At 49.3% G+C, this 26,282-nt stretch carries 25 protein-coding genes, 2 pseudogenes and 1 riboswitch; of the genes and pseudogenes, 16 read left to right on the top strand and 11 right to left on the bottom strand.

Features of this window, described 5'->3' with window-relative positions; translation table 11 throughout:
- Nucleotides 1-368 precede the first annotated feature (368 nt).
- Both ABTW62_RS09910 and ABTW62_RS09905 read left to right on the top strand, forming a co-directional pair.
- The gene (locus tag ABTW62_RS09910; protein ID WP_430904416.1) at nt 369-686 is read left to right on the top strand and encodes a hypothetical protein; all 318 of its coding nucleotides are present in this window, start codon (nt 369-371) and stop codon (nt 684-686) included.
- A gap of 151 nt (nt 687-837) precedes the next feature.
- Nucleotides 838-1,500: a peroxiredoxin gene (locus ABTW62_RS09905; RefSeq protein WP_430904417.1), complete on the top strand. Its 663-nt coding sequence runs from the start codon at nt 838-840 to the stop codon at nt 1,498-1,500.
- Nucleotides 1,501-1,652: 152 nt separating this feature from the next.
- On the opposite strand, the pseudogene ABTW62_RS09900 reads toward ABTW62_RS09905, so the two are convergent.
- The 3 genes and pseudogenes from ABTW62_RS09900 to ABTW62_RS09890 all read right to left on the bottom strand — a co-directional run.
- Nucleotides 1,653-1,820 (bottom strand): annotated as a pseudogene (locus ABTW62_RS09900) (IS66 family insertion sequence element accessory protein TnpA); the annotation flags it as partial.
- 212 nt (nt 1,821-2,032) lie between these two features.
- On the bottom strand, nt 2,033-2,314 hold the full coding sequence (locus ABTW62_RS09895; protein ID WP_430904415.1) for a DJ-1/PfpI family protein: 282 nt from the start codon (nt 2,312-2,314) through the stop codon (nt 2,033-2,035).
- 28 nt (nt 2,315-2,342) lie between these two features.
- On the bottom strand, nt 2,343-2,465 hold the full coding sequence (locus tag ABTW62_RS09890; protein ID WP_430904414.1) for a hypothetical protein: 123 nt from the start codon (nt 2,463-2,465) through the stop codon (nt 2,343-2,345).
- Nucleotides 2,466-2,892: 427 nt separating this feature from the next.
- Between ABTW62_RS09890 and ABTW62_RS09885 the strand changes: the two genes are divergently transcribed.
- The gene (locus ABTW62_RS09885) at nt 2,893-4,248 is read left to right on the top strand and encodes a cytochrome-c peroxidase (protein ID WP_430904413.1); all 1,356 of its coding nucleotides are present in this window, start codon (nt 2,893-2,895) and stop codon (nt 4,246-4,248) included.
- Between the two features lie 165 nt (nt 4,249-4,413).
- On the opposite strand, the gene ABTW62_RS09880 is transcribed toward ABTW62_RS09885, so the two are convergent.
- The gene (locus ABTW62_RS09880; protein WP_430904412.1) at nt 4,414-4,791 is read right to left on the bottom strand and encodes a GFA family protein; all 378 of its coding nucleotides are present in this window, start codon (nt 4,789-4,791) and stop codon (nt 4,414-4,416) included.
- Nucleotides 4,792-4,990: 199 nt separating this feature from the next.
- On the opposite strand from ABTW62_RS09880, the gene ABTW62_RS09875 reads away from it, so the two are divergent.
- From ABTW62_RS09875 to ABTW62_RS09845, 7 genes are all read left to right on the top strand, one after another.
- A complete protein-coding gene (locus ABTW62_RS09875) occupies nt 4,991-6,205 on the top strand; it encodes a tyrosine-type recombinase/integrase (protein ID WP_430904411.1) in 1,215 nt (404 codons plus the stop codon).
- Nucleotides 6,206-6,798: 593 nt separating this feature from the next.
- Complete coding sequence (locus ABTW62_RS09870; protein WP_430904410.1) at nt 6,799-8,982, top strand: PriCT-2 domain-containing protein; 2,184 nt, start codon at nt 6,799-6,801, stop codon at nt 8,980-8,982.
- Nucleotides 8,983-9,676: 694 nt separating this feature from the next.
- Nucleotides 9,677-9,898: a hypothetical protein gene (locus tag ABTW62_RS09865; RefSeq protein WP_430904409.1), complete on the top strand. Its 222-nt coding sequence runs from the start codon at nt 9,677-9,679 to the stop codon at nt 9,896-9,898.
- Nucleotides 9,895-10,188: a hypothetical protein gene (locus tag ABTW62_RS09860; RefSeq protein ID WP_430904408.1), complete on the top strand. Its 294-nt coding sequence runs from the start codon at nt 9,895-9,897 to the stop codon at nt 10,186-10,188. The genes ABTW62_RS09865 and ABTW62_RS09860 overlap by 4 nt, the downstream gene beginning before the upstream one ends.
- Complete coding sequence (locus ABTW62_RS09855) at nt 10,172-10,900, top strand: hypothetical protein (RefSeq protein WP_430904407.1); 729 nt, start codon at nt 10,172-10,174, stop codon at nt 10,898-10,900. The genes ABTW62_RS09860 and ABTW62_RS09855 overlap by 17 nt, the downstream gene beginning before the upstream one ends.
- Nucleotides 10,897-11,106, top strand: a complete 210-nt coding sequence (locus ABTW62_RS09850) for a hypothetical protein (protein WP_430904406.1) — start codon at nt 10,897-10,899, stop codon at nt 11,104-11,106. Before ABTW62_RS09855 ends, ABTW62_RS09850 begins: the two co-directional genes overlap by 4 nt.
- Complete coding sequence (locus tag ABTW62_RS09845; RefSeq protein WP_430904405.1) at nt 11,093-11,272, top strand: hypothetical protein; 180 nt, start codon at nt 11,093-11,095, stop codon at nt 11,270-11,272. The genes ABTW62_RS09850 and ABTW62_RS09845 overlap by 14 nt, the downstream gene beginning before the upstream one ends.
- Before the next feature lie 123 nt (nt 11,273-11,395).
- Here ABTW62_RS09845 and ABTW62_RS09840 read toward each other — a convergent pair whose 3' ends face one another.
- Entirely contained in the window at nt 11,396-11,740 is a 345-nt protein-coding gene (locus ABTW62_RS09840; protein WP_430904404.1) for a hypothetical protein, read from the bottom strand.
- Nucleotides 11,741-12,091: 351 nt separating this feature from the next.
- On the opposite strand from ABTW62_RS09840, the gene ABTW62_RS09835 reads away from it, so the two are divergent.
- Complete coding sequence (locus tag ABTW62_RS09835) at nt 12,092-12,466, top strand: thiol-disulfide oxidoreductase DCC family protein (protein ID WP_430904403.1); 375 nt, start codon at nt 12,092-12,094, stop codon at nt 12,464-12,466.
- A gap of 541 nt (nt 12,467-13,007) precedes the next feature.
- On the opposite strand, the gene ABTW62_RS09830 is transcribed toward ABTW62_RS09835, so the two are convergent.
- The 3 genes from ABTW62_RS09830 to ABTW62_RS09820 form a co-directional block, all read right to left on the bottom strand.
- The gene (locus ABTW62_RS09830; RefSeq protein ID WP_430904402.1) at nt 13,008-14,312 is read right to left on the bottom strand and encodes a cytochrome-c peroxidase; all 1,305 of its coding nucleotides are present in this window, start codon (nt 14,310-14,312) and stop codon (nt 13,008-13,010) included.
- 322 nt (nt 14,313-14,634) lie between these two features.
- The gene (locus ABTW62_RS09825) at nt 14,635-15,021 is read right to left on the bottom strand and encodes a diacylglycerol kinase family protein (RefSeq protein WP_430904401.1); all 387 of its coding nucleotides are present in this window, start codon (nt 15,019-15,021) and stop codon (nt 14,635-14,637) included.
- 47 nt (nt 15,022-15,068) lie between these two features.
- Entirely contained in the window at nt 15,069-16,838 is a 1,770-nt protein-coding gene (locus ABTW62_RS09820) for an SLC13 family permease (protein WP_430904400.1), read from the bottom strand.
- A 378-nt stretch (nt 16,839-17,216) separates the two neighbouring features.
- On the opposite strand from ABTW62_RS09820, the gene ABTW62_RS09815 reads away from it, so the two are divergent.
- Entirely contained in the window at nt 17,217-19,235 is a 2,019-nt protein-coding gene (locus ABTW62_RS09815) for an acyltransferase family protein (RefSeq protein ID WP_430904399.1), read from the top strand.
- 47 nt (nt 19,236-19,282) lie between these two features.
- On the opposite strand, the gene ABTW62_RS09810 is transcribed toward ABTW62_RS09815, so the two are convergent.
- The 3 genes from ABTW62_RS09810 to ABTW62_RS09800 form a co-directional block, all read right to left on the bottom strand.
- Nucleotides 19,283-20,005 (bottom strand): DUF2325 domain-containing protein, encoded by a 723-nt coding sequence (locus tag ABTW62_RS09810; RefSeq protein WP_430904398.1) that lies wholly within the window; start codon nt 20,003-20,005, stop codon nt 19,283-19,285.
- Between the two features lie 162 nt (nt 20,006-20,167).
- Nucleotides 20,168-20,365 (bottom strand): hemin uptake protein HemP, encoded by a 198-nt coding sequence (hemP, locus tag ABTW62_RS09805; RefSeq protein WP_430904397.1) that lies wholly within the window; start codon nt 20,363-20,365, stop codon nt 20,168-20,170.
- 103 nt (nt 20,366-20,468) lie between these two features.
- Nucleotides 20,469-21,305, bottom strand: coding sequence for a transposase (locus ABTW62_RS09800; RefSeq protein WP_430904396.1), 837 nt, complete (start codon nt 21,303-21,305; stop codon nt 20,469-20,471).
- Between the two features lie 257 nt (nt 21,306-21,562).
- Nucleotides 21,563-21,645: riboswitch (cyclic di-GMP riboswitch) on the top strand.
- Nucleotides 21,646-21,797: 152 nt separating this feature from the next.
- Between ABTW62_RS09800 and ABTW62_RS09795 the strand changes: the two genes are divergently transcribed.
- From ABTW62_RS09795 to ABTW62_RS09780, 4 genes and pseudogenes are all read left to right on the top strand, one after another.
- Nucleotides 21,798-23,366: a hypothetical protein gene (locus ABTW62_RS09795; protein WP_430904395.1), complete on the top strand. Its 1,569-nt coding sequence runs from the start codon at nt 21,798-21,800 to the stop codon at nt 23,364-23,366.
- A gap of 292 nt (nt 23,367-23,658) precedes the next feature.
- Nucleotides 23,659-24,438: an IS1595 family transposase gene (locus tag ABTW62_RS09790; protein WP_430904394.1), complete on the top strand. Its 780-nt coding sequence runs from the start codon at nt 23,659-23,661 to the stop codon at nt 24,436-24,438.
- Nucleotides 24,439-24,445: 7 nt separating this feature from the next.
- Nucleotides 24,446-25,430: pseudogene (locus ABTW62_RS09785) on the top strand (IS1634 family transposase); the annotation flags it as partial.
- Between the two features lie 291 nt (nt 25,431-25,721).
- The gene (locus ABTW62_RS09780) at nt 25,722-26,270 is read left to right on the top strand and encodes a c-type cytochrome (RefSeq protein WP_430904393.1); all 549 of its coding nucleotides are present in this window, start codon (nt 25,722-25,724) and stop codon (nt 26,268-26,270) included.
- The last annotated feature ends 12 nt before the right edge of the window (nt 26,271-26,282 follow it).

Below are 26,282 nucleotides of genomic sequence, written 5' to 3'. Positions count from 1 at the left end.
GCTGCTCACTTTTAATATACAAGGGTGCACTTGTGCACCGGTTTTTGTTATGCGAGGCGATTTGCTGACATCGATCAGAGTATTTGACTACCGTTTTGCGAGCTGCGGAAGTGGTGCGGCAACCCAGCCCAACGTAGACCTGGACTTGGTGCTGGCTGCCTTACCCGGCAGATAGCAGGAGAAATTGTCCAATGACCGGACCAGTCTCGAATGGTCAAATAATTTTATTGCGTGACGATAGATGTAATATTCCAATCGAGTCAGCTGCGGGTAACTATTTGAGAAGGTGTCCGGAGCCGGCAGCTGGCATATCAATACGCATCAGGGAGGGCGGCGCATGCAAAACAATTTTATGAAAGCACTGGAACATGTGCTGGTGCATGAAGGTGGATGGGCCGATCATCCCCGGGATTCTGGCAGTTTATCAACGTTATTTTGGTGCCGACAAGGATAAAGCAGCGCTGCGTACAATCAGCGATGCCGAGCTGCAACATATTTATCGCAAGGGCTATTGGCCTGACCGTAATCCCGGTCAAAATAAGCGCGACGGATCTTATGATATTTCAATTGATCTGTGCAGTTTCAGCGTGGTGCATAATTCCACCCTGCATGCATTCGGTGGCGGCGCAGCTACATTTAAAATATCGGGCTGGGAATTGCTCATCAGCATAGCGGATAGTGGCTGATCGATCAGCGTTAATGTCACTTGCCCATTCGCGCTGTGTGAAGATGCTGTTCTATTTGACGCAGCGCGCGATGATTGATACTTTGCCGTTATTGGCAGCTGCTGTCTGGCTGATCAAATATGTTGACGAAGTTCAAATTTGGAGAAACGACATGTCATTAAGAATCAACGATATAGCACCGGATTTTACCGCCAATACCACGATGGGCACCATCCGTTTTCATGAATGGATCGGTGATCAATGGGCAATATTGTTTTCACACCCCAAGGACTATACGCCAGTCTGCACCACTGAGCTGGGTTATATGGCGGGTATGGCATCCGAATTCGCCAAGCGCAACTGCAAGATCATTGGTCTGAGTGTGGATCCATTGGATAGCCACACTGGCTGGCTCAAGGATATCGAGGAAACACAAGGGCACGCGGTTAACTATCCGCTGATCGCGGATACGGATCTGACGGTTGCAAAACTTTATAATATGTTACCGGCTGATGAGGAGGGTTCCGCCGAAGGCCGGACAGCCGCGACCAATGCCACGGTGCGTTCGGTATTCATCATTGGTCCCGATAAAAAAATCAAATTGATGCTGACTTACCCCATGACGACCGGGCGTAATTTCGATGAAATACTGCGGGTACTGGACTCCATGCAGCTGACCGCGCAGCACAAGGTCGCCACGCCCGTCAACTGGAAGAAGGGAGAGGATGTGATTATTGTCCCTTCGGTTTCGGATGATGAAGCCAAGCAGATGTTTCCGCAAGGCTGGGAAACGATCAAGCCATACCTGCGTAAAGTCAAGCAGCCGGGTTCCTGAGATTCTTTGTTGCCACGGGTGTAGGGTACGCTTGCACACCCTACACACTGCGGCATATCAATCCGCCGTCCATACAGGTGAGGCCGCTGGTGCTGGTTGATATATTGTGGGAACCACGAATGGTCACGAATGGTGAGCGGTAGCCCAGGTGTACAACAAAGATGCAAGCTGCTTGCTACTGGTGCTGTTATTCCGATCGTCACCGGTATCAGCGAAGTGGTTTGATGACGCTTGCGTGACTTCCGATAAGCTCCGCCTATCTGGTTGCCAAATGCTTTGCCATTCAACCCATTTTCACGGCAATATGCCGCCTGTGACAAACCACTGGCCTGTCATGCTTGGATGATAGGGTGTGCCCGTTGTCATGAGTTATGCTATTGGAATCTAGAGCTTTATCTTCGTGCCCAGTACCTGCAGGAATTTGGCCAACCAGTCAGGATGGGCGGGCCATCCCGGAGCGGTGACCAGTTTGCCGTCAATATGTGCTTGATCCATTGGAAGATCCAGATAGTTTCCGCCAGCGGACACAATGTCAGGTGCCAGCGTTGGATAAGCTGAACATGTTTTTCCCTGGATAACAGCCTCCTAGGAGTTGCGCGCCATGGCAAATGGATGCAATGGGCTTGTCCGCTTGCGCCAGCTGCTGCACTATGTTGATCACTTTCTCGTTCAGGCGGATATATTCAGGTGCGCGGCCGCCGGGAATAACTAATGCATCGTAGTCTTTAGCCTTGATCTTGCTGAATGTCGCGTTTAGTGTGAACAGGTGGCCAGGTTTTTCGCTGTAGGTCTGATCTCCCTCGAAATCATGCACAGCCGTGCGTATGGTTTCGCTTGCCCGCTTATCGGGGCAGACGGCATGGACGACCCATATGCCCCACCATCGATAGTGCCTGGAACGGCACCATGACCTCGTAATCCTCCACATAATCGCCGGCCAGCATCAGAATTTTCTTTGCGCTCATCAAAAACTCCTTCGGTCGTATTATAAGAGTCGTTTCTTGCACCATCGGATATTGTATCGATGGATTGCAATCTATGCACTGCCTCAATCGATTGAGGCTGATTTCTCATGGCAAGATGGGCGTGTGGTTCCTGAAACTTAACTCCCAGCCGCACAGCGTCGTGGTGCGACAATTTGTCACATTCCAATAAGAGTAGATTGTCACTACAATTCTCTCACGTCAATATGCCTATAACGAAATAAGAATTATATCTTAGTTATATAGAAGCGGCATATGCTCTGAGTATGTCTGTACACATGTTGTTATTGACATGACTTTCAGTAGAAAGCTGGTCTGAGCGTGATGGGTTGTTCGCCGGGTAGGGCATGACGTGAATTGATATCTTCCGTGGTTGCAGGGTGGTGAATTTATTCAAGAGGATTGTACGATGGGGCAAAAGAAATTATGGGTTGCGTCAGGGTTGAGCGGGTTGCTGGTGATGGGGATGGGTGCCTTTTCCGTGGCTCAGGCAGCCGCTGAACTCACGCCACTGGAAGAACTGGGTGAAAAGCTTTTCATGGATGCGAATCTGTCAGTGAATCGTACCCAGAGCTGCGTCAGTTGTCATGATCCCGATACGGGTTATACCAGTCCCGATTCCTGGGTGAATCAGGGCGGCGCAGTGATAGAGGGAGCGATACCGGGTCGTTTCGGTAATCGGAAACCGCCCTCAGCCGCTTATGCTGGAGACAGCCCCGTGTTGCACTACGATGAGACCGAGCAGGCCTGGATTGGTGGCATGTTTGGGGATGGCCGTGCTACCGGCTGGGTACTCGGTGACCCCTTGGCAGAACAGGCCCAAGGGCCTTTTCTGAATCCACTCGAGCAGGCACAGCCTGGTGCGCGTCAGGTGATTATTCGTGTCGCACATTCTGATTACGCCGATCATTTTGAAGCCGTTTGGGGAACGAAGTCTCTGGACGCAGTGAAAAACGTCGATGGTAGTTATGAGCGTATTGTTCACTCAATTGCCGCTTACGAGCGCAGCGTTGAAGTCAGCCCTTTCAATTCCAAATTCGATCTGTTCTGGGATAACGCACGGGTAACCGGCAAGGACATTACCAGAATCACCGCTGCCGGATTACCTGCTGGTATGGGTGGCGGTGGCATGGGCGGTGGCGGTATGGGCGGCAATGCCGAAAATAACCCTGCCCGTTGGGAGCACTACCGTGGCCTGGGTCTCAGCGATATCGAACTGCAGGGCCTTGCGGTCTTCAATGATCGGGCCGGTTGTGCAGAATGTCATACCTTGACACCGGGGTCAGCCGGTTATCCGCTTTTCACCGATTTTCGCTACCACAATATCGGCACGCCGAGAAACCCGGAAAATCCATTTTATACGATGCCAGAAGAATGGAATCCTGATGGGGAGAGCTGGGTCGACAATGGTCTCGGTGAATTCCTGAAGAATGCAGGTTATCCGCCTGAAGTATATGAGCCGGAGATGGGCAAGTTCAGAACGCCAACTTTGCGGAACGTGGATCTGCGGCCCTCAGAAGATTTCGTGAAAGCCTATGGCCACAATGGTTTCTTCAAGTCACTAGATGGAATGGATGGCATCATTCACTTTTATGCCTGGCGCGCGATGATGGACAATCCTGCCATGAATCCCAATCCGAATATGTTCCCCGCACCGGAAGTGGACCGGAACCGGGCTGTCATGCAGCCATTTGGTTTCGGGGTGGATGGCGGGAGGTTGCTTGCCTTCCTGAAAACCCTCTCGGATGGCTATTTTGAACGATAATATGCTGATATCTCAGCTGCTTGTACGGCAGTAGTCGTTGTGGTGCTGCCGTATGGTTAGAATGCATCATTTTCCTCCTGGGCAGGGGCGGGCAGTTACCTTATTCAAGATTGACGCGCTGTTTCTTGATCGTTCCTGCCCACTCAAGATTGGCAAAATTTGCGTTTATTCACTTTTATGTGCCAACCGATGGGCATGGGATTCCCAGTTGACACCATCGAAAGAAACGATTCTCACGCGCCTGGGCCAGTTTTTCAGGCATCTCAGGTTGATATCGATACCATTCGGATTCGAACGCGGCACATAAAATGATTTGATGCCACAAATGCGGCAGAATTTGTGTTCGGCGATTCCGCTGTTGAATTTGTAAGTCGATAACTGCTCCGCGCCCGACAGCAGTCTGAAGTGACGCCGCGGGACAATCAGATGCAGGTAGCCGGTCATCCGGCAGACTGAACAATTGCAATCCTCAACCTCCACTTCGTCATCCGCTTCCACCTCGAATGTGACTGCCCCGCAATGGCATCCACCCTGATAAAGCATTTGCTGGTCTCCTGATCGTATGTAAACCTGATTGTCATCATGAAGTGAGGTATATTCTTTCTCACTACTAATTGCTTCTTGCTACTCGCAACCAGGATATTAGCCGCTTAAGAACATCCAGTCAAGCCATTCCTTGCTTATTCTTGCTTAATTATATATTATCCAGCCTGTAAATATTTATAAGGCTGCGAGTAGCGAAATGAGTAGGCTGCAAAAGCTAACGCTAGATCAAATCAAGAACACACCAGCCAAGGCGAAGCAATACGGAATCAGCGACGGCGGCGGCCTGACTCTATTGATCTTGCCTACCGGTTTGAAATACTGGCGCTTCCGTTACCGATTCAAAGGCAAGGCCACAATGATCAGCCTAGGCAGACTGGCCGACCCTGTAACCAAATCCCACTTGACAGAAGTGCGTAGAAAGCACCAGGAGAAGGTTAATTTGCTTGCCCGAGGCATTAACCCAGCCCACAAGGAAAAACCCGTAGAATCGGCCATTAAAGAAGCTCCCGCGCCATTGTCATTTGAGGCCGTGGCGCATGAGTGGTGGAAGAAGTGGAGCAAGAATAAGAATGTAAGGCATACCCAGCAAACTATGTACCGATTACAAAAACGCGCATTCCCATTAATTGGACACATGCCAATAACAGAAGTAAGGCGACCGCATATCATCGAAGCACTGCAGGCATGTGAAAGGGATTCACGACTACAAGCCCGGCGGCTGTGGGATGATGTTAGAAATGTATTCCGCCATGCCTACATAAAGGAATATATACCAGCGTCACCGCTACTCGATGTGAAGCCCGCCGATTTACTCATATACGAAAAAAAACCAGATGTAACTAACTTCCCAAGAGTAGGCGCGGAGCAGTTGCCGGAATTAATGCGAGCAATCAAGGGCTTAGATAGTTTTTTTGTGAAAAGAGGGCTGCTGTTATTGGCACTGACGGCAACCCGGACGGGCGAGCTTATCGGAGCCAAATGGGAAGAAATCGATTTCAATGAAAAGTTGTGGGAAATACCAGCCGCCAGGACAAAGAAGAGCAGAACTCACTTAGTGCCGCTAAGCACCCAAGCCCTTTCAATATTGAGCGAACTTCACGAGTTCAAAATATCAGAATACATTTTCCCAAACAGCCGGGATCGTAGCCGCCACATGGCCCATTGTTCAATGCTGGCGGCCCTATATCGGCTTGATTATAAAGGGATTATGACCGCGCACGGGTTCCGTGGGATATTCAGCACAATGGCGCATGATTCGCTGTTGTTCCCGCACCAGGTAATACAGAAAGCGCTATCTCACCTACTAGGGAATAGCACAGATAGATCGTACGACGAAAGCGAATATTTAGAGGAACGGCGGAAGCTGCTTCAATGGTGGGCGAATCAGTTAGATACTAAATCATCCGGTTAAAAAATACTGCTACGCATAAAGCGTTTTAGCCTAGTGTAAAATGATTAACTTCAACTAAACGAAAGGAGCAAAACAGATGGGAGACATTAGGAAACATCGTGGAATACAGCCGCACCCAAGCATTCAAGTATTGGAGAACGATCCACATGGAAAGTCCAGACTGGGAGAGGTTGAACCATTCCTAGGGATGGACAAGACCACATTCACGTCATTCGTGAAAGCTGGAAAAGCACCACAACCGATACGACTATCTACCCGAATGATTTTCTATCGCAATCACGAGATATTAGATTTTATTCGTCATCCAGAGAAATGGGTTTTGGGTATGGACGAAAATGGAAATGCCATGACCCAAAAAGATTGATGTCATGGCATTGGAGATGCTAATACATTAATACTCTTGATCGGTTTAGGGTTCACGGCCCTGGCCGATCTTTTTTCACGTTAGAAAAGTAAAAATCCTATCTTCACAGATAGAAGCAGCTTTTTTAATTTCTGACAAAAAAATAGCCGCTTGCGTAAATATATATCAATATTGATTAAGAAGCAATATAAATTAACGCATGCGGCATAGAACAAGGAATCACAAAATTATGCTGCATTATACCACTTGTCACGAAGCCGCACACCATTATCTTGACTTCGGTCTTAAAGTCATCCCGATCCACCCCGCAGAAAAAAAGACAGCCGTATATTGGAATGAGTGGCTTTCTAATCTTTCGCATGAATCCATAGACGAACATTGGGAGGTACACCCCAGCCATGAGTTAGGCGCTATTGTCGATAGCGGTCTATTCATCGTCGATGCCGATGCCCCGGAATCATTAGCCCACTTGCTGGAGATTGAGAAGGCGCTAGGGGTTACACCTAACATGACCCACAAGACCAGCAAAGGCGAGCATCATTTTTTTAGGCGTGCTGCTGGCACTTATGCAGTGGTGAAGTCGTACTCGACAGCAGCTCGACCCGAGGCGCTAGACATCCGCACGGGTAGAAGCGATACCGAAGGACGATCTATGATTATCCTCCCACCTTCTAGCGGCAAGGAGGTACTGTTAGCTGAGGCTGATTCAGTAGGCGAACTGGTGGAAGTCAACCAGGAATTCATTGATGCAATATTCAAGCATAACGGCGAGCAGCCACCAAGACCATTTGAAACCAAGGCAGCAGATCAAATACGCAAGGAAGCCAGTCAATCCGAAGCAGCGGAGATAGTTAGCTATATCACCCCCGATCTTGGCTATAACGACTGGTTGAAGGTATTGATGGGACTGCACCATGAATTCCAAGGCAGCGAGGTAGGGTTAGCCATAGCCGACCAATGGAGCAGCCAAGGAAAAAGCTACCCTGGCACAGAAGAGATCGAATATAAATGGCGATCATTCACTGTTGATGCAAGCAGTCCTACCACCTTCAAAAGCATTTGCCGGCTGGCCGAGTTAGCAGGCGCAAATTTAAGCGAGATAGCGAGAAAGCATAAAGGAATCAAATTTGAATCCGTCGCCGATGACTTCGAGGAAGTGGAGGATGAGCAGGAAACCATCGCGCCGACGATAATACTACCGGGTGCGCTAGGAATGCTCCAAAAGTTCATTTATGGCGCGATGATCTACCCGGATATGGATGTAGCAGCTATTACAGCCATGGCGGCGATGTCGAGCTATACGCAGAACAGATTCACCGTGAAGTCCCTATTTGGCCCGCTGACACTTAATGAATATTATATTCTCATGGCGGGAACAACCTTCGGGAAGGAATCACTCAGGAAAGCATTGGAAAGCCTGAACAATGAGCTTAGGAAGCAGCTTTACAAGGGTTATGCTGATTCAGCAGGTACCCCGACACCAGTTCTAGGAACATCTGTTCATTGCTCGCTTCCAGCTTCCAAGCAAGGATTGCACCAATTTCTTGAAGAAAACCGATCATTGTTCTTCATGTCGGATGAGTTCGCGGAATGGCTAGCGCAAGCAACCACCGGCGGCAACCCTTACAGGCAAGAGTGTGTAGGGCACCTGATGGAGGCATACACCAGAGGAAACGGGACGCTATCCGCTCCAAAATCTGTCACGACTAAATACGATCCAGTGAACAGCCCGCGGGTAACGATATTCGCCACCACGACCGGGGAGCGGTTAGCCGAGGCGCTGACGTTATCTCAAGCGGAGTCAGGAACATACAACAGAATGGTAATGTTCGTAGCGAAGCGGAAGGTGTCCAAGCGATATGAGGGGTTTAATTTAGAGCCTAGTCAGGAGCTTATAGACTTCTTCTCTTGGATGCAAACCCTAACAGAGGCAGATTCGGAAATATGCCTTGACGATGAAGCCCGCGAATTTTACAAGCATCACGATGCAACTGTAATGGAGCCAATAAAGAGCAAGGACAACCTGTTAGGAGGCCGACTGTCAGAACAGGCCCTAAAACTGGCAGGAATGCTTGCATTAAGCGATAAGGTTACCCTCATATCAAAAAAACATTTGAAGCTCGCCTACGAGATCAGGACGGCCATTTACAACGATACTAAGTTACATCTGGATAGCAACGGCGCTCTTTCCGATGAGGATGTAACCGTGAAGGCGTTTAATCAGATAAAAAACGCAGTGGCTAAAAAAGGGAGCCTTCCACTTGCTCACTTGGTCAATCATTCCCGAGCTTACAAGAATCTCACGCAGTTCCAAAGAGATAAAACGCTGGAATCACTTGTTAAGTATGAATACATTAAATTCGTGCAAAACCCAAAAGGCGGGAAGCGAATTTTTTATATTGGTGACTTCTAGGTGTAGGCGTGTAGACAAGATGTAGACAAAAAGTGTCTACACCTCAAAACCCGCATGGATAAAGGTTTTAATATATATATTATATATAGATGTAGACATGTAGACATAGGTATCCCCCCCCTTGCATTTATATGAGCCGATGGGGGTAAAACTGGGTGGGGGACACCCCCCCGTCTACACGTCTACACCTACCCTCAAACCACCCTCAAACCCGCATGGATAAAGGGACTGGAGGTGTAGACAGAGGTGTCTACACAACCCGTCTACACGTAGACAAACGCCTACAGTAAAAACAGCCCGGCAAAAATCAGTAGCATGGTCGGCTGCGGATTGTTGGAGTTTGTTGAGATTCGGCAGGTCTGCCATATTGCAACAAACTCGGCTAACTTCCGCCTTGCTGTTTCTTGCTGCGGATTGTTGAGTTTTAGTCAGTTTCGGCAAGTCTGCCATTTCTGACGTAACTGCAGAAAGTCAGCAGTATGAATTTGACGTAAGTAATTGATTTAATGGATAGCCCAGATTTGGGCCACTGGTTACACTGTAACCATGCCAGCGTCATGAACAAATACGTAATGAGAAGTATATAACCGCACTAAACTACCTTAAATAACCTTAACTATCAAATTGTTAGTGATTTGTGTTATAATCTTTATCTGGAATATATGCACAGTATTACTCACAAATAAGCACGAATATGAACGAACAAGATAAACATTACATGGCACGCGCCCAAGAAGTTTTGAAATCCGCAGGCGATGCCGTAAAACTTGCCCGGCTTTGTCATGGCACCAGGGACGGCGCTATCAAAATACTGACGCGAAGCCAACCAAACTTAAAACCCGATGATGTCGACGGATTGATTGACTATTATTGGGAAAAAACTAATCAAGAACAAGCTAAAGGTGGCGCGGAATGAGTGAAAATGTCAATGGAATCAACACCCTAACGGGCGAAACGTATCTACCTAGCGATGACCCCCAGGCGGGTGGTAAGAAATCGCGACGGTTCAGAATATCCACTAGCCGGGATTGCTTGCGAGAATTGGCACGAATTTACAAATCAGCCCGGCTGGGTGATATGGCGGTATCAGATGCCACAAAATTCGCGTCGATCTTGCAGATTATGGTGTCAATTATCCGCGACGCCGATATTGAAAATCGCATTAAGAAACTAGAGGCTCTGAAAAAAGATGAACGATTACACTAATTTAGGCGGTTTTCCGCTTCCAAAAGTCGAAGGCAGTGATTTACTCAATTCCACCAAATGGGGCGAGAGTCTGCTAAACGAATTCAAGAAAAGTCCCGATAGCACCCTGGACGCAATCGCATCTTGCCATGATGAAATCAGTCGATCATGGCGTAGCTTGCTTGCCGTGCGCAATAGCCAGGACCCGCTGAAAACCCAGCTGGCGCATTTGAATGATGTTACGAGTCAGTACGAACGCACACAAAAACGATTGGCCGACCGCATCACCCAGGCGGAAGAAAAGGCACAGGAACGCTTGCGAGGTATCGAGGCTGATGCCAAACGGGCGCTCGGATTCAAGGACAACGGGAACAGCGCCGAAATCCGGGCAGTTCTACGCGGGATGACCGAGAAGAAGCGATATGAACTGATCAATGATGCGATTGAAAACCGCGATGGCGAAATTTTACATGCCGTGCTGGGCAGTCATCCCAGCTTATCCGGGTTAACAAAAGCCAATCTGGACGCCTTGATGCACCAGGCTACACGCCGACACGCGCCTGAATTATTGGAATTGAAGCGAGGCATTGAGAAGGGCATAACCCGCGCCAAAGATGCGTTCATTCACTTCATGGAACACGATGACGTAATGACAGCGGCGGAAGTTCGCCAGAGATATGCTGCACAGCAAGCCGCAGCCGATGCAGCAAGAGCACGGCTCGATCAGCCATGAAAAGCCTGCTAAGTAGACTTGAGAAGCTGGAAGCCGAGGATGTCTTTAAGCCGGTATTGATTGTTCCTTCCATGGCGAACGAAACCCAAGCCCGGCAAGATTATTTTAATGAACATGGATATATGCCCGATCGTATTATCAGGATTATCCGGGCGACCCATGAGACTGTGAAAGCTGAACGTGAGGCGCGATGTGGCTACCCGTGATTTATTGAAGCGACTGGAAGCACTTGAGAACGGCGATAAAGCGCCTTCCATCTTGGTGGATAAGCTACGAGAAGCCCAGGCGAAAAATGGCATTAACGATCCTATCAACCCACTGATCAGCCTTGGTGAATGCCTGGAAAGATTCATTGCTTTGCAGCCGGATTGATGCGAAAAAAAACCCGACCAGGATATAAAGCCGGCCGGGTTCTTCCTCGAGGCGCTACATGCAGAACTCTTAACAACAGGAAAGCTTATTGTATCATAGCTTGCTCAACTCTTCCCTGAGCAGTCATTGCGCATCCTGGTCAAGATCAATGGAGGCATCTATTTCAGCAGAATAATACAGCTCCTTAGCTAGCCACCCATACCCGAAGAAATCAAAAACTTCAGAAACGTCATCACATACAACTGCTTCAGATGTGTCTCGCCCGCCTTGCCACTGCGTTCGCTGGACACAATGGCAAATATATTTGCCGGTTGATGTCCGATATAATTCTAATTCAGTCCAGCGACCCACAGACCCTGAGTATGATGAACCCATTGCTTGTTCAGGGCTTGAAGCCGCACTGGCTAGTAACTCGCCGGTGAATTTGATGTCTTGCCCATTGTCGCGCTCGATGGTAAATTTTTTCATGATGCCGCCCCATGACATACGATGCAGGACGAGCAGCCTAACGCCTTTGCTTCGCGTTGAGCGGCCCTGACTGACGGCCATTTGCTTATTTCAACCGGCACTAATAAACCAGTGCCGATATAAAGATTAAATTCGCCGTTTGCTGTCCGTTGAATGTATGCTGATAGTGCCCTTGGTTTACGCTGAGTATTCAATTTTTTACCCTCTTTCTTTAAGTGTGTGTATAAGAAAGCGAGTAGCATTCTAGTAATTCGTTACTATTTGCCTGTGCTTGTGCGTCCTAGCACTTCTTAGCATTTAGTAATTAATAATATTCTACATAACTACTGGATTTGAAAGGCGGCATGACTCATGAAGCACAAACAACACCCGCTCAAGGTTTACTATAATTCGGCCTGTCCGGTTTGCAACGCCGGGATCAAGAGTCAGCAGGGCAAAATGCAAGGCTGTGCGGTTGAATGGAAGGACGTGCACTCAAATACCTGGCTGGTAGCCGAGATTGGCTCGGATATCGAGTATGTGCGTGAGCGGCTGCATGTCGTCGATGAACAAGGCACACTGCATGTCGGCTGGGATGCCTTGCTGGCCATATGGCAACATTCGCCTCATGAAAAATGGAAAGCGAGATTATTCGGCTTGCCCATTATCAGACCGGCCGGGCAGATCGCCTACAACTTGTTTGCAGCCAGATTGTATCGTTGGAACCGCATGAAAAAACATTGGTAGCCGCCCTGCGCTCGGAGTGCAAATCTACTTGCAGATGGCTGTTTCATGTCAACCTGGATAGTTTGTCTTGGTGAGTAAGAATCCTAAAGTGGGCTGTGTACAGAATATGAATATGGAAAAATTCCCGCATCATATGCCTGCCGCAAGCTCTGCAGTGTGCAAATGCAAAAAACTCATTCCCAGATTACACCCAAATTGGCCTGTTCAAAAATACTGAATGGTAGTCAAGTCACAAATCTCTAGTGCACAAGGCAGATGGCTGACCTAGTACTCCGTTCCGCCAAACCGCTTACATGAAATCGCGCCTTCGCCTGTCATGCGTTGTTGCAAATCCTCGCCATAGCTACGGCTATGACTGCGGTTTGCGCCTAGCCTGGCAGGCGAATCCATCGATTTCATTTGTAAGCTAATTGACGGAACGGAGTACTAGGTGGCAAGCAAGCAGTGTTTTTGCGGGTGGATGACGGGCTTTTATAAGAAAAAAATGTACCGCACCAGTATTCAATCGGTGCGGTACCCATGCAGATTCGCTGTTTCTGCATTACTCTGCAGAATCAGGAAGATAGCCGTCAGAAAGTGTTTTCAGAAAAGAAACGATCGCAGCCTCCTCTTCAGGTGAAAGGCCGAGGTTGCCTAATTCGCTTGTGTTCATATTCTCAGCCACTTCAGGAGCTGGCCAGCAGGATTCACCCCAATCCGCGCGTGTGTTTTCATCGCCGCAGGTGGGCAACACATCGCGCGTGTTGTAGAAGCGAACCACTTCCTCGATACTTTTGAACACGCCATTATGCATATAGGCTTTGACATCCTCCGGAGAGGGGCGCAAGTCAACGTTGCGCAGTGTCGGCACTCGGAATTTACCCTTCTCATTGGGAGCCAAGGCAGCCCATTCTGGTCGAGTGGCTATGAAACCCCCGAGACCCGTATCGACGAAATCTGGATTTTCACTGTAGATGGGATTGTCTGGGTTGGCAGGCACACCGAGATTGTCGTAGGTGTGATCAGTGAAAGCTGGAGCCTGCCCACTGCTTGTGTGGCAGCGCGCGCATTGGCCCTTGCCTTGGAATAGGGCGAAACCACGCTGTTCCTCCTTGGTGAATTTGTATAGACCTTTGCGCATCGCATCAAATTTTGAACTGAAGAGATTGTGGCTCTCTTCATAGACTGCAATGGCGATGGCAATATTATTGAATTCCACTTCAATCTTTTCTCTGTCCTCAGCATTGATATCGAGAGGCGGTCCTTCTTGTTCGCAGAGTTCATCGATGTCGGATGGGAAATCGATAGTCGCAATGTTATCACCCCAGAGCTTTATATAATCTCCGGCATAGTCCGCGACGGAAACGCGGTAGACTACACAGGCCGAATCCCGTAACCCCTGTTCGACTGGATTCAGGAACGGCCCTTGGGCCTGGTCGGCGGCAGGATTACCGAGTTTCTCGCCCGTCGCACGGCCATCCCAGAAGTTGCCACCCACAAACAGTCCTTGGCGTGATAAATGGAATACCGGTGGCAGAGTTGAGTAGGCAGAGCTGGGTGGTTTGCGATCACCAAAACGGCCTGGAATCGAGCCTTCGTAGACTGCACCGCCTTCATTGAAGGCTGAATCTGGTCCTGTAAATCCCCATTCTGCCTCATGACAGGCATTGCATGCTTGATTCCGATTGATGGACAAGTTCTCGTCGTCGAAAATCATGTCGCCGAGTTCGGCCATTTCTTCGCTAAATGGCAGGCCGCTGCCCTTCGTTGCTGGCTCTGAATAAGTGGCGTCCAGTGTGAACAGCGTGCCGAATACCAACATCCCGGTACAGATACCCATTAACTTTTTGTTGAGTATGTTTTTCATTTCAGTGTCTCCAAGGATTTTGCTTGTGGGGCAGATTCTATTGCGAACGCGGAACCATTTGCCTGATTGCTCCTGTCTTGGTGCCCAAAAGACTCACTGATGAATCACAACATGTTGGAAAATAGAGTGAACCCTTAACTTTCCTGTACTTGCTGATCCAGTAATCATTGTTTCCGAACACTGGCGCCATCACAATACGTATCTTTACTTATGATAGCGTTGCCCCTGGCACTACGCACTGCGTGAAGTCATGTGGGCGATAATGCCAGTTCCTTACCAGACAATAGTCATATCGGTGGCGGTATCCATACGGCGGAACTGGCTAATTGGAAAGCCGCGTCAGGACATGAGGCAAAAATATGATGCACCCGATGGTTGCGGCACCGATGGCGCTGATCAGCACGGCACCGGCGGCGATATCCTTGGATTTCTTGATCAAGGGATGGTGGCCGGGTGAAACGAGGTCGCACAGGTATTCGATCGATGTATTGAGTGCCTCGGATACGAGCACGATAGTGATGGCGAAAACCAGCAGCGACCATTCGATCAGGGTGACCTGCAACAGGAAGCCACTGATCACCACGATCACGGTCATGAAGAGATGAATCCATGCATTGGGCTGGCTTTTCACGAAAACATGGATGCCGGCCAGCGCATGGCCAAAGCTTGCGATTCTTTGGCTGATCAAAAAGCCGCTTGGTTTGCGCATGCGTCAAATCCGGATTGATGAACAGGATAGTCTATCGAAGTCTATCATCAGGCGGGCCAGAAAAAGAGAATCAACGGAATACCTGCGATCAGGATGATGATTTCTAGCGGGAGCCCCATACGCCAGTAGTCACCGAACTTGTAGCCACCCGGTCCCATTACCAGGGTATTGGATTGATGGCCGATCGGTGTCAGGAAAGCGCAGGAAGCACCCACGGCAATGGCCATCAGCAGCGGGTCGGGTGAAATCCCCAATCCCCCGGCAACGGTCAGGCCAATGGGCGCCATCAGTACGACCGTGGCTGCATTGTTGATCAGGTCAGACAGAAACATGGTGATGATCATCACAAACCCGATTAATAACCAGAGCGGATAGGTGCTGCCTATTTGCAGAATCTGGTTTGCAATCAGGTTGGCACCCCCGGTTGTTTCAAACGCCGTGCCCACCGGAATCATCGCTGCTAGCAATACGATCACTGGCCAGTCGATATGGGTATAGAGATCCTTGACTGGCAGCACACCGGCCAGAATCATGACCAGCGCGCTGGCGGCAAATGCAATCTGTACGGGCAAGTATCCAGATATGACCGTGGCAATCGCGCCCAGGAAAATAGCGAGCGCAAGCAGGGTTTGCCGGGGCTTGCCGATACTCAGGTCTCTTTCGACGAGCGGCAGGCATTGTAGGGTGCTGATCAAGTCATCCAGATGGATACTGCGGCCCTGCAGCAGCAGGACGTCCCCTTTTGAGAAACGGATTTGGTCCAGGCGTTGACGGATTTTCTGGTCGCTGCGTGCGACTGCCAGTAGATTGGTGTTATACCGTGAACGCAGGTTGAGGCTGGCGGCCGTTCTGCCGACCAGCGGCGAATCGGGCTTGACGATCGCTTCTCGCAGTACGATTTCTTCCGATCCTTCGGCTTCCTTGCGGAAGACTTTATCGCCGACCAGTTTTACGCCGGTCTTGTCGATAAATGCATCGAGGCTCTCGGTATCGGCTTCCAGAATCAGAATATCATTGGGCCTGAGCGGCTCGTAGGCGGCTGGAATATGCATGCGTCTGCCTCTGCGGACCAGACCCAGGGGAACGATCTCATCTTCAACAACTTTGGTAATTTCTCCATAGGGCTGGCCTGCGAGAATCGATTCTTTGGGGATCTTGACCTCGGTGATGTAGTTGTCAATTTCGAATAAGTCATTGTCTGAATTCTGTCCTTTTCTTTGGGGGAGCAGCTTCCAGCCTAGAAGCGTGATAAAGCCTATGCCTGCAATGGTCAGGGAGAAACCCACCGGTGCGAAATCGAGCAAGCCAAATGCCGCACCGGCTTGTTCGGCGCGGTAGGTGGCAATGATGATGTTGGGAGGTGTGCCGATGAGGGTAACCATGCCACCCAGCAAGGAGGCGAACGCGATGGGCATGAGGATATGGGAAGGGGAATGGCCGTTTTCTTTAGCGACGTGGATGGCAACCGGCATCAGAATGGCGAGTGCTCCGATGTTGTTCATGAAGGCGGAAGCAATCGCCGTGACCAGACAGAGCACCAGGATCTGCAGATAGAGGTTTTTGCCCGTTTTGCTCATTAGGCGCGCCAAAATATTCACTACGCCGGAAGCCTGGAGTGATCTGCTGATCAGCAATACAGCGGCAACGGTTATGACTGCCGGATGGGCGAAGCCGGAGAATGCGGATTCCGATGGGATGATCCCTGATAGCACCAGAACCAATAGGGCTAGCATGGCCACGACATCGTAGCGCCATTTGCCCCAGATGAACAAAGCGAGTGTGATGCCGAGGGTGATAAAGACGATGGTTTGTTCCATAAAATTATTCTGGAAATCTCGGTTGAGTTGGTTGAAAGTGCGGTTTTCAAGTCACGGGGCAGGGCAAAACGGGATGGAATGGTGATGCCATTCCAACGGTGCGGTGATTCGACTGAGGGCTAGCGGGAGGGTGGCTATGCAATGTCTACGGGTGCTATTTGCGTTACTGTTGGGTGACTGATATCTCGGTTAAAAGCGGCGGCTTTCAATACTATACTGCTTGAGCAAGTGCGCGCGTTTGACGGCTTGTTGGCCTTCCAGTAGATTACCCGATCTTGCACGCGAAAAACCGGATATTTTGCATTGCGTTGTCTATGCACGAAGATTGGAGCTGGCTATGTTTGACTTGAACGGATGTCCCTGGCAGGTTGTCCTGCCGTGAGTGGAAGCGAATCGAAATCATTTTCCTATCGTCCGGATGTCGATGGATTGCGAGCCGTCGCAGTCATCTCGGTGGTTTTTTATCATGTCGGGTTTGCAGGCTTTAGCGGCGGCTTTGTCGGCGTAGATATTTTCTTCGTCATTTCCGGTTATTTGATTGCCCGCTTGCTCCAGGATGAATTGGTAACAGGACATTTTTCCATTGCCGGTTTTTATGAGCGTAGAGCACGTCGTATCTTGCCCGCGTTGATGACGGTGGTATTTTCCAGTCTTGTGGTGGGTGGGATATTTCTGGGGCCGAAAGCTTACCTGGAACTGGCAGAATCTGCGCTTGCGACAGCCTTTTTTGGATCCAATTTCTATTTCTGGAAGGATAGCGGGGATTATTTCGCCGACTCCCTCGTGCTTGAGCCTTTGCTGCACACCTGGTCGTTGGCGGTGGAAGAACAATTTTATCTCTTGTTCCCGTTAATGCTCTGGGGCATGCGCGGTCTAGCGGCGCATGCCAGATCTGGCATCTTTGCGCTAATCTGTCTGGTTTCTTTTTTTAGCGCAGTGCTTATCGTGGAGCAGGCGCCTACCGCCGCTTTCTACTTGCTTCCAAGCCGTGTTTGGGAATTGGGGATCGGCGTGATGTTGGCCTTGCGCCCCGCAACAACGTCTGTGCGGCGCTGGCATCGTGAAGCACTGGCACTGACTGGATTGGTCGCGATACTGGTTGCGGTGCTGGTTTATGACGAAACAATAACTTTTCCTGGATTATCCGCGCTTCTGCCTTGTCTGGGTGCTGCTGCCCTGATCCGGGCAGGAGAATATGGCCCAACCCTCATTGGAGGATGGCTCTCTCTGCGGCCGATGGTTTTCATGGGCCTGATTTCCTATTCTCTTTATCTATGGCATTGGCCGGTACTGGCTTTCTTGCGCAGTATCTCGGGGACGATTGAGCTTGTCTTGCCGGTGGCAAGCGGGGTGGTGCTGACATCCTTTGTATTCGCTGTGCTCTCCTGGAGACTGGTGGAACAACCATTTCGCCGCCGTCCACCCTATGGACCTGATCGGTGCCGTGTATTCTTTGCCTCTTTGGCTGGTTTGGCTGCAGTCATGGCGCTGTCGGGAACCGTGCTGCAAACCGACGGATTGCCTGAACGCCTGCCGGAGCCTGTGCGGCTCGCCTATCCCGATGCAGCGGATCGTAACCCGTATCGTAAGCCCTGTTTCAAGCGCCTGCCCGAGGAAGGGCTTTGCTACTTTGGCGCACATGGCAGGCCTGAAATCATTCACGATCAAACGGGCGATTTTTTGCTGTGGGGGGATTCTCATGCTCTGGCCGCGCTACCTGCTATCGGGGTGGCGGTGGGGGAGTTGGGCAGGTCCGGTTTTTTTGCGGGCGAGAGCGGCTGTCCGCCTCTGTTGGGAGTGGATCGGGTCGATGACGAGCCAGGCATGTACTGTGCAGACTTCAATGCGGCTGTAATGGAAATGCTCGAGCAGCGTGATGATTTGGGCACGGTGATTTTGCTGGCGCGCTGGGCATTGGCGACAGAAGGTCATGGCGTGCCTGGCGAACTTGCGGAGCCGGCGATTCTGGATGATGACGATATCAATACTGAAACACCCACCGATCCATCCGGAAACTATGCCTTGTTCCGCTCTGGTCTGGAAGCCACGGTGACAGCCATTCTTGCAACCGGTCGGCGTGTGGTATTGATCGGCGGGGTGCCTGAAATTGGCTGGCATGTTCCCGATGCGCTGGCGCGTCACCGCCGCTTTGGGTCAGCGATGCCACAACCACCCGAAATCGATGCTGTCTTGCAGCGCAATCAGCGTGCGCACAGGGTTATGCACAGGCTGGCCCGGCTGGAAGGCGTTTCTTATATCCTGCCGGCACCATGGCTTTGCAATCCTGCCTGCCCCGTGGAAGAGGGCGGCCGCCCACTCTATTACGATGATGAGCACCTGACTAAAAATGGCGCACTCAGCTTGCTGTTGCCCATCATGCGGGATGTGCTGCGTTAGTGTCTATCTGCTATGGCCTGGTGTCACGGAATGGTCTGGTTCTTTCGTTATTGGGTTGCGGATTGCGTGGAAAGGTGGGATCCGGTCTGGCAGTGGTAATGCAGCACCAGTCCTTCGACTGCCTTGCCAAAGGTTGCCAGATTGGATCGCTCCAGCATGGCGCAATACTTGCCGGTGCGCTGGCAATAGTGCTTGACCGTGAAAAAATCCTGATGATTGACACAATCCACCGGGCAAATCACCAGGTCGACGCATTCGAGCAGGGCGAGCAGGCATGGCGAATTGTCTTGTGCGCCGCCGCGAAATGCCATGAAATGTCCGCCGATCGCCTCGATCAGGCGATGATAATCTGGGTAAAGCGCTGCCTGCCCGCCAACGCACAGGACAGAGCGGCCCGCAAGTGACTGACAGGCATCTGGCTGGCGGGCAATCGTCAGATAGCCATAGTGCAAAGTTTTGCCGTTCAATTTGACCCAGTGCATGTTTGCCTGACGGGCCGCAGTAGGTGTGCCGTAATCTGAACGGCGGTCGATAAGGGTATCGAGAGGTGCGGCCGGTGCAGACGGAATGGTAGCCGTGTTGCCGGCAGTGGACCGGAATGATTGCGTAATCATTTTCCAGATCTGGCTGAACAGCCGCTTCAGCTCAGTGATTGGCTGCTCATTGATGCTGGGAGGGATGGGCGCATGCGGATTGCCAGACAATGTTCCGGAGAGTGATGGCGTGCCCTGGTAGGCAGGCGCAAAGGCATTTGGTTTCAATGATTTCATGATCAATTACCCCGTACGGTAAAAAAAGGCTGGCTTGCCCGGAGGGGGGAGGGCTGGCTTGCCGCAGGGTCACCGGGAGAGGAGAGAGAGAACTGCCAGTGACTGTTGAAATTGAACATCTGGTCGATTTTAATCTTTACCGCTGCAGCTGATACCGACGATTTATTTCGTCAATATCAGCTTGTCATTACGCGTCAGGCGCAAATGATATTGCTTGTCCCGGTGCTGGATGAGCACTTCGTTTCCCATTCCAAAGAGGCTTTCGCTACTGATCAGCTTGATGGGCAGTTGTGTGAACAACAGATTCAAATCGTCGTCAGTCTTTGAATTCGATGCGTGGCGGATATCAATTGCGTTCATGTCTTCGCTCCTCAGAATTATTCAAATGAGAATGATTCTCATTATATATGGTGACGGACTTTATGCAAGCGAATTTTTAACCCAGATTTCCCATTAGAAATTTTTAAGGTGTAAAAACAGACGTAAGTTTGACCGGGAGCGTAAAAGTTTTGGATTTATCCCATAGACCCTCAAACCACTTACGCTGCCGCATATCGACGGCAAGGTTGATGATTTTCTTGCGGCCATCCTTGGTGAGATAGCCTGCCTTGGCGAAAAGCTTGAAACGCAATGTCTTGAGCGTGTGTTGTACCGCCTTTTGGTCAGAAGCTGTCTCATTTCTCAATACGCTCTGGCGAAACAAGCTCATCAGATTGTAAGCCAACATAACCGTCAATAAGGCGGCCTCAGTTGCACAAAAATTCTTGAGATTAAAGCAATCTCCGCCAAAATCGTATTTCAATTCTTTGATGCGGTTCTCGCAATCGGCGCGTTCCCGGTACAAGCGCCAAAGCTCTGCGGCGGGCAAGCCCAAATCGGTAACCAACGCACCTAAACGATAGCAGGTGAGTGTTGGATCATCTGCAAACAGCGATAGCTGCTTGCCTTTGGCATCGGGACGTACATCTATTTTTTGCCGAATACCGACAACCCGCCGTGGCCTATCCCAGCATGGCGCCTGATAATCAAAGGCAATCACTTCAATGCCCTCATCCAAAGTCCACCAGCCGGTTTGATCAACTAATGCGTTTTGCAGGGGCTGATTCAGTTTCAATGCAACCAGATAATGGATGCCACGTTGATCCAGAACACTTAGAAACGTATCATCACTAAAACCACTATCCGCCCGCAACAACGCTACCCGCTTGCCACCCAGTTTGTCCAACGTGTCGTCCAGTAAAGCCAGTGCATTATTGGCGCTATGGCTGTTGCCAGGACGCAGCCAAAGATTGGCTATCATGCGCGCATCGGCAATAAACGAATATCAGGTCTAGGAATGTCAGGGGCCAGGTCTAGGAAAAAGAAAATCAATATGCACGGTAGGGAGTAAGATCTTGCGATAGCATGTATTAAGCGATCAATAGAATTTCGTTTACAAACTTATGATTACAAGTTTTGCCACCTTTTATGCAATTAATTTCACTTTGACTCCGATTGTTTCCAAATATTAGTTAATATGTTGACATTGAAATTATTTTGTGATTCTATTATTTAGAGAAATAACAAAGCCAAACTTATCGTAAGGTAAGGACAGAAAGTCACGGATCCTATCTATCATTCAGGAAAGCCGGACCGCCGACAATGGCCATCGTCATGGTCAATTAGGCGGTTCGGCTTTTTTATTGCCCGCCAACTATATAAACAGGAATGATGCTCAGCAAAGGTTTGAGGCTATCTTTATTGCATTAAATACAGCGATTGTTTCTCGAATGTAATGCGGAGGACACAGAAAATGAATAAATCTAAATATAGGGTTTATACAACTGCAGTAGGTTTGTACTCTATTGAAGGCGGATTCTCTTGTTGTGAAAATTTCAATCGGCCATTAAGAAGCAAATGGTTGGGTTGTGCCCTGGCATTAGCAATGGGAATCTTTTCACCGGTAAGCCACGCTGATCGACCCCACAATTACCAGTACCACTATATTTCTCTTTCTGAAGCCCTCTTGCCGGAAGGGTTCATACAATTTCAAGCAGGCACCATCGATAACAAAAGACAGGTTTATGGGAATGTTTGGGATACTTCTGATGTTGCTCATGTCGCCATTTACAGAGACGGAACCTTGTCAGTCCTCCAGCCCGGTTATGTGAGTACTGCAAATTCTCTTGGCACAATTGGTGGTGCGGTTGTTATCGACCCTCTTGAATACGTTTTCCAGGCGGCTCTATTTCGAGGAAATCAGGTTGAACTGATTCCATTCCAGCCCGGTGATACAACAGCGCGGGTTGTATCTATCAATGATTCCGATATTGTCATTGTACGATCCGAACAAGTAATGCCGTATGGAACCACTTTGACCTATCGTCTGATTAAAGATGGAGAGATTTTCTTCAGCTATCAGTTGCCAACTGATTCTGAATGTGCTGGGTGTTGGAAGATCAATAACCAGGGGGTCGTGAGCGGTCAGATCTTCGATCCTGATTTAGCCGCTTTTCGTGCGATCCGGTTTAAACCGCCATATGGAGAGCCTGAGTTACTTGCCCCGCTTCCTGAAGATACTGATTCTGAGGCTTTTTCTGTTAATGATTCCGGGTTCATTCTTGGTATGTCATCTGCCGACTTTGAGAATTTTGTTAAATTCCACTATGGGGTATGGGACGATGAGGGAGGATTCACACCTTATTTTGATTTCATATCCTATTTCGGGAGTGAAGATTTTCTTTACAGTGCAGTTTTTAATGATGACAATCTCCTTGTCCTATCTATCTATTTAGACAAGGTTCACTATAGCTACCTTATGCCTGAGCCCAGTAAGATATTAAATATTGAAGACTTGGTGGTAAACAAAGCTGATTTAGACGTGACATTAGCAGCGATAACTGACATCAATAATCATGGAGACATAATTGGATACGGATGTAACGCTGAGATTTCTTATTGTCGCAATTTTCTGTTGATCAACCTGAGTAAAGCTAATGTCATGGCTCCGAGACCAGCAATACAGGCAAATGGCCGTAGTGAATTCTTGAATCTGTCAAAGAATGATGTTTTGACCTTGACAGTGGCACTCGATCCAGGGGGCTACGATGGTAAAGCCTCTGACTGGTGGATTTTGGCGGCCAACAATTCTGATACTTTCTGGTTTACGCTTGATCACGGTTGGATTCCGTCGGGTCTTGATCAACCTATCCCCGTTTATAAAGGGGGGTTAATGCCAATTTCATCATATCAAATATTTGATGGTTTACAGCTTCCGGTAGGTACTCATCATTTCTATTTTGGCGTAGATACGATCATGAATGGAGTAATTGATTACGACGATTTATCCTATGGTAAAGTAATTGTTGAGATCGGCGATTGAAATGCTATTTTATTTCAGAAGGAAAAGATCTGCGTGTTTCATTTCAAGGGCCGCAGGGTCAGGCCTTACATTTGACACAGACAAGTAAATATTTTGATGTGGGCGGCGCGATCGTGAGCCAAATACTCAAATTGCAGCCCGAATTCATCCGCCACAGCTTTTATTGTATGGTCGTCTCTGCTTGAAAGGTTACTTCAATTCTTGCATTTCTGTCATTGAATAATATGCCTATGAACCATTTTCAGTATTTTCTGCCAAATGCTTTTAGATCAATGATGTAGAGAGATGAATCATGAGGGTGCCAGAAACTAATTTGCTAGATTGGCAGAAACGATATGGAACGGAAGAAGCCTGTATGCAGGCGCTGACGCAGCAACGCTGGCCGGAAGGGTTCCGTTGCCCGCGTTGCGGGCATGATCATGGCTATATTATCAGTACACGCCATACCTATGAGTGTTCCAAGTGTCATTACCAAACTTCACTGACGGCAGGGACGCTGTTTCATTCCACCAATCTGCCGCTGACTAAATGGTTCTGGGCGATTTACCTGACCGCCTCAGACAAGGGCGGCATTTCTGCCGCACATCTTTCTAAGCAGATCCAGGTATCCTGGATTACGGCTTACCGGATATTGCGCAAGATTCGCATTGCCATGGGGCACAGGGATAGCATCTATCGGCTGCAAGATCTGATTGAAATTGACGATGCCTTGGTGGGTGGTCGCCGTAGCGGAAAGCGAGGTCGCGGTGCTGAGGGAAAAACGCCGGTACTGGTGGCAATTGAGAACCGGAGTAAGCGTGCCGGGTTTATCGCCATGCAACAAGTCTGTGCTGTTACTCATGAAACGGTAGCAAGATTTGTTCAATGTCATCTCCCGCCCGGTCAGTTGGTGCGTAGTGATGCGCTGGCTTCTCTGACGGAAATTGGCAAAACTCAGCATCATGCCGCACGGGTAACGCCGCCTGATATGGCGGGCGAGTGGCTGCCCTGGGTGCATATTGCCATCGGCAACCTCAAGGCGTTTCTATTTGCTTGCCTGACGCACACTCAGATTAAACTGAAAATTGTATAGAAGCATATTATTTAATCGGGTGCACGATCTATTTGGGTTGGGTACGACGGTTACGCTGTTTGATTTGACGAACCGCGAGGGCTGGCGCAGTGGTGGTGATGGATGCGGGCATTGCGACCGGGGAGAATTTGCGCTGGTTACGGGAACAGGGCTACCGCTACCTTGTGGTCAGCCGTGAATGCGCCCGACAATTCGAGGCGGAATCCGCCCTGCCAATCGAAAACGCTGCCGGAAAGACGGTGTCTATTCAGCGTGTTGACGATGTGGATAACCAGGAGGTCCGGTTATATTGTTATTCCGCGCAGCGCGAGCAAAAAGAAGCTGCGATCAATCAACATCTGTGCCAGCGCTTTGAGGCCGCGCTGCAAAAAATGGCGGATGTCCTGACCAAGCCTCGTACCGAGAAGCGGCTGGCCAAGCTGCATGAACGAATCGGCCGTCTCAAGGCCAGAAGCCAGGGGATTGCACAACACTATGATATCGAGCTGCTGCCTGATGCGTCCGGCGAAAAAGCAATCGGATTGCGCTGGATAAAACAACCACGAGCCGGTACCCGGCTCACGCATCCCGGTGTCTATTGCCTACGCAGCAATGAAACCAGCTGGGACAGCGAACAGTTATGGCACACCTACATCATGCTCACCGATCTTGAGGCGGTATTTCGCAGTCTCAAATCCGAACTTGGCCTGCGTCCGGTTTATCATCATAAAAAGCTACGCGTCGATGGGCATTTGTTCATTACCGTACTGGCCTATCAATTCGTGCAGATCATTCGGCGAATTCTGCAAGATCACGGTATTCCAGGCCGATGGAGCAGCTTACGCGAGATATTGTCCGTTCAACGGCGCGTGACCGCGTCATTTCGACGTGCCGATGGCGGCACCTTGCATATCGTCCTCAAAGCCACACGCTCTGAGTCAGCGCTTGCTGCCATCTATCAAGCGCTGGCTATTGATTCGTTACCAGGAGGTGTGAAAAAAACCGAGGTGTGACTATCATTTTTCTTTTCCAGACGCACTTGTAGTGACTTAAGGTGTTCTTGCAAACCATAATGACATGATTATTAATATTATTTAAAGTATGGTGTTAAAGTTGGGCTAGGGACGTGGTGCGAATATTAATTGTCGGGATAAGCTGGAATATGCTATTAAGCTTGTATCGTCCGAAATTAAAATTATTCCATTGCTTAAGTTTTCTTGAAAAATAAGATTAATAAATAATAACTTATGCTGAGTAGTTGCCCATTATGCATTGGTCTTTATAGCCATTGAGAAGGAATAATAATGAAATCGTTTATCATCGTATCATTAGTAGCGGTTGTGCTTGTACTCGTTGTACTGGGTTCCGGAGCTTATAACATGGCGGCAACAGAAAAACATTGGGCTGTCACAGAAAAGTTAATCACCTGGATTCGTGAAAACTCTATAAAGGTACGCGCGGAAGAACTGGAAGTTCCTGCATTGGACGAGGAAAGCATGCTTGGAAGAGGTTTTGTACACTATGAGGCTATGTGTGTCGAATGCCACCTGGCTCCAGGAAAGCAACCTACTGAATTGGCGCAAGGGCTTTATCCAAAAGCACCAGTATTCCATGAAAGAGAGCCGGTAACTGACGCAGAGGATAAGTTGTTTCTCTCAAAAAAATACTTCTGGGTAATTAAACATGGCATCAAAATGACCGCTATGCCTGCTTGGGGAGTCACACATGGTGATGAATCAATTTGGAGAATAACTGCTTTTATTCACGAGCTTCATGGCATGACTCCCGAACGATACGCGGAGCTTGTCGATATGCATAGTAGCCAGCATCAGTACGGTATTCATGACCACTGAAAATAGATTTAG

Origin of the sequence: Nitrosomonas sp. ANs5 (assembly GCF_050584665.1) — a bacterium.
Taxonomy (GTDB): Bacteria; Pseudomonadota; Gammaproteobacteria; order Burkholderiales; family Nitrosomonadaceae; genus Nitrosomonas.
The sequence above is the reverse complement of the archived record's forward strand: the minus strand, read 5'-3'. Positions and strand labels throughout refer to the sequence as shown.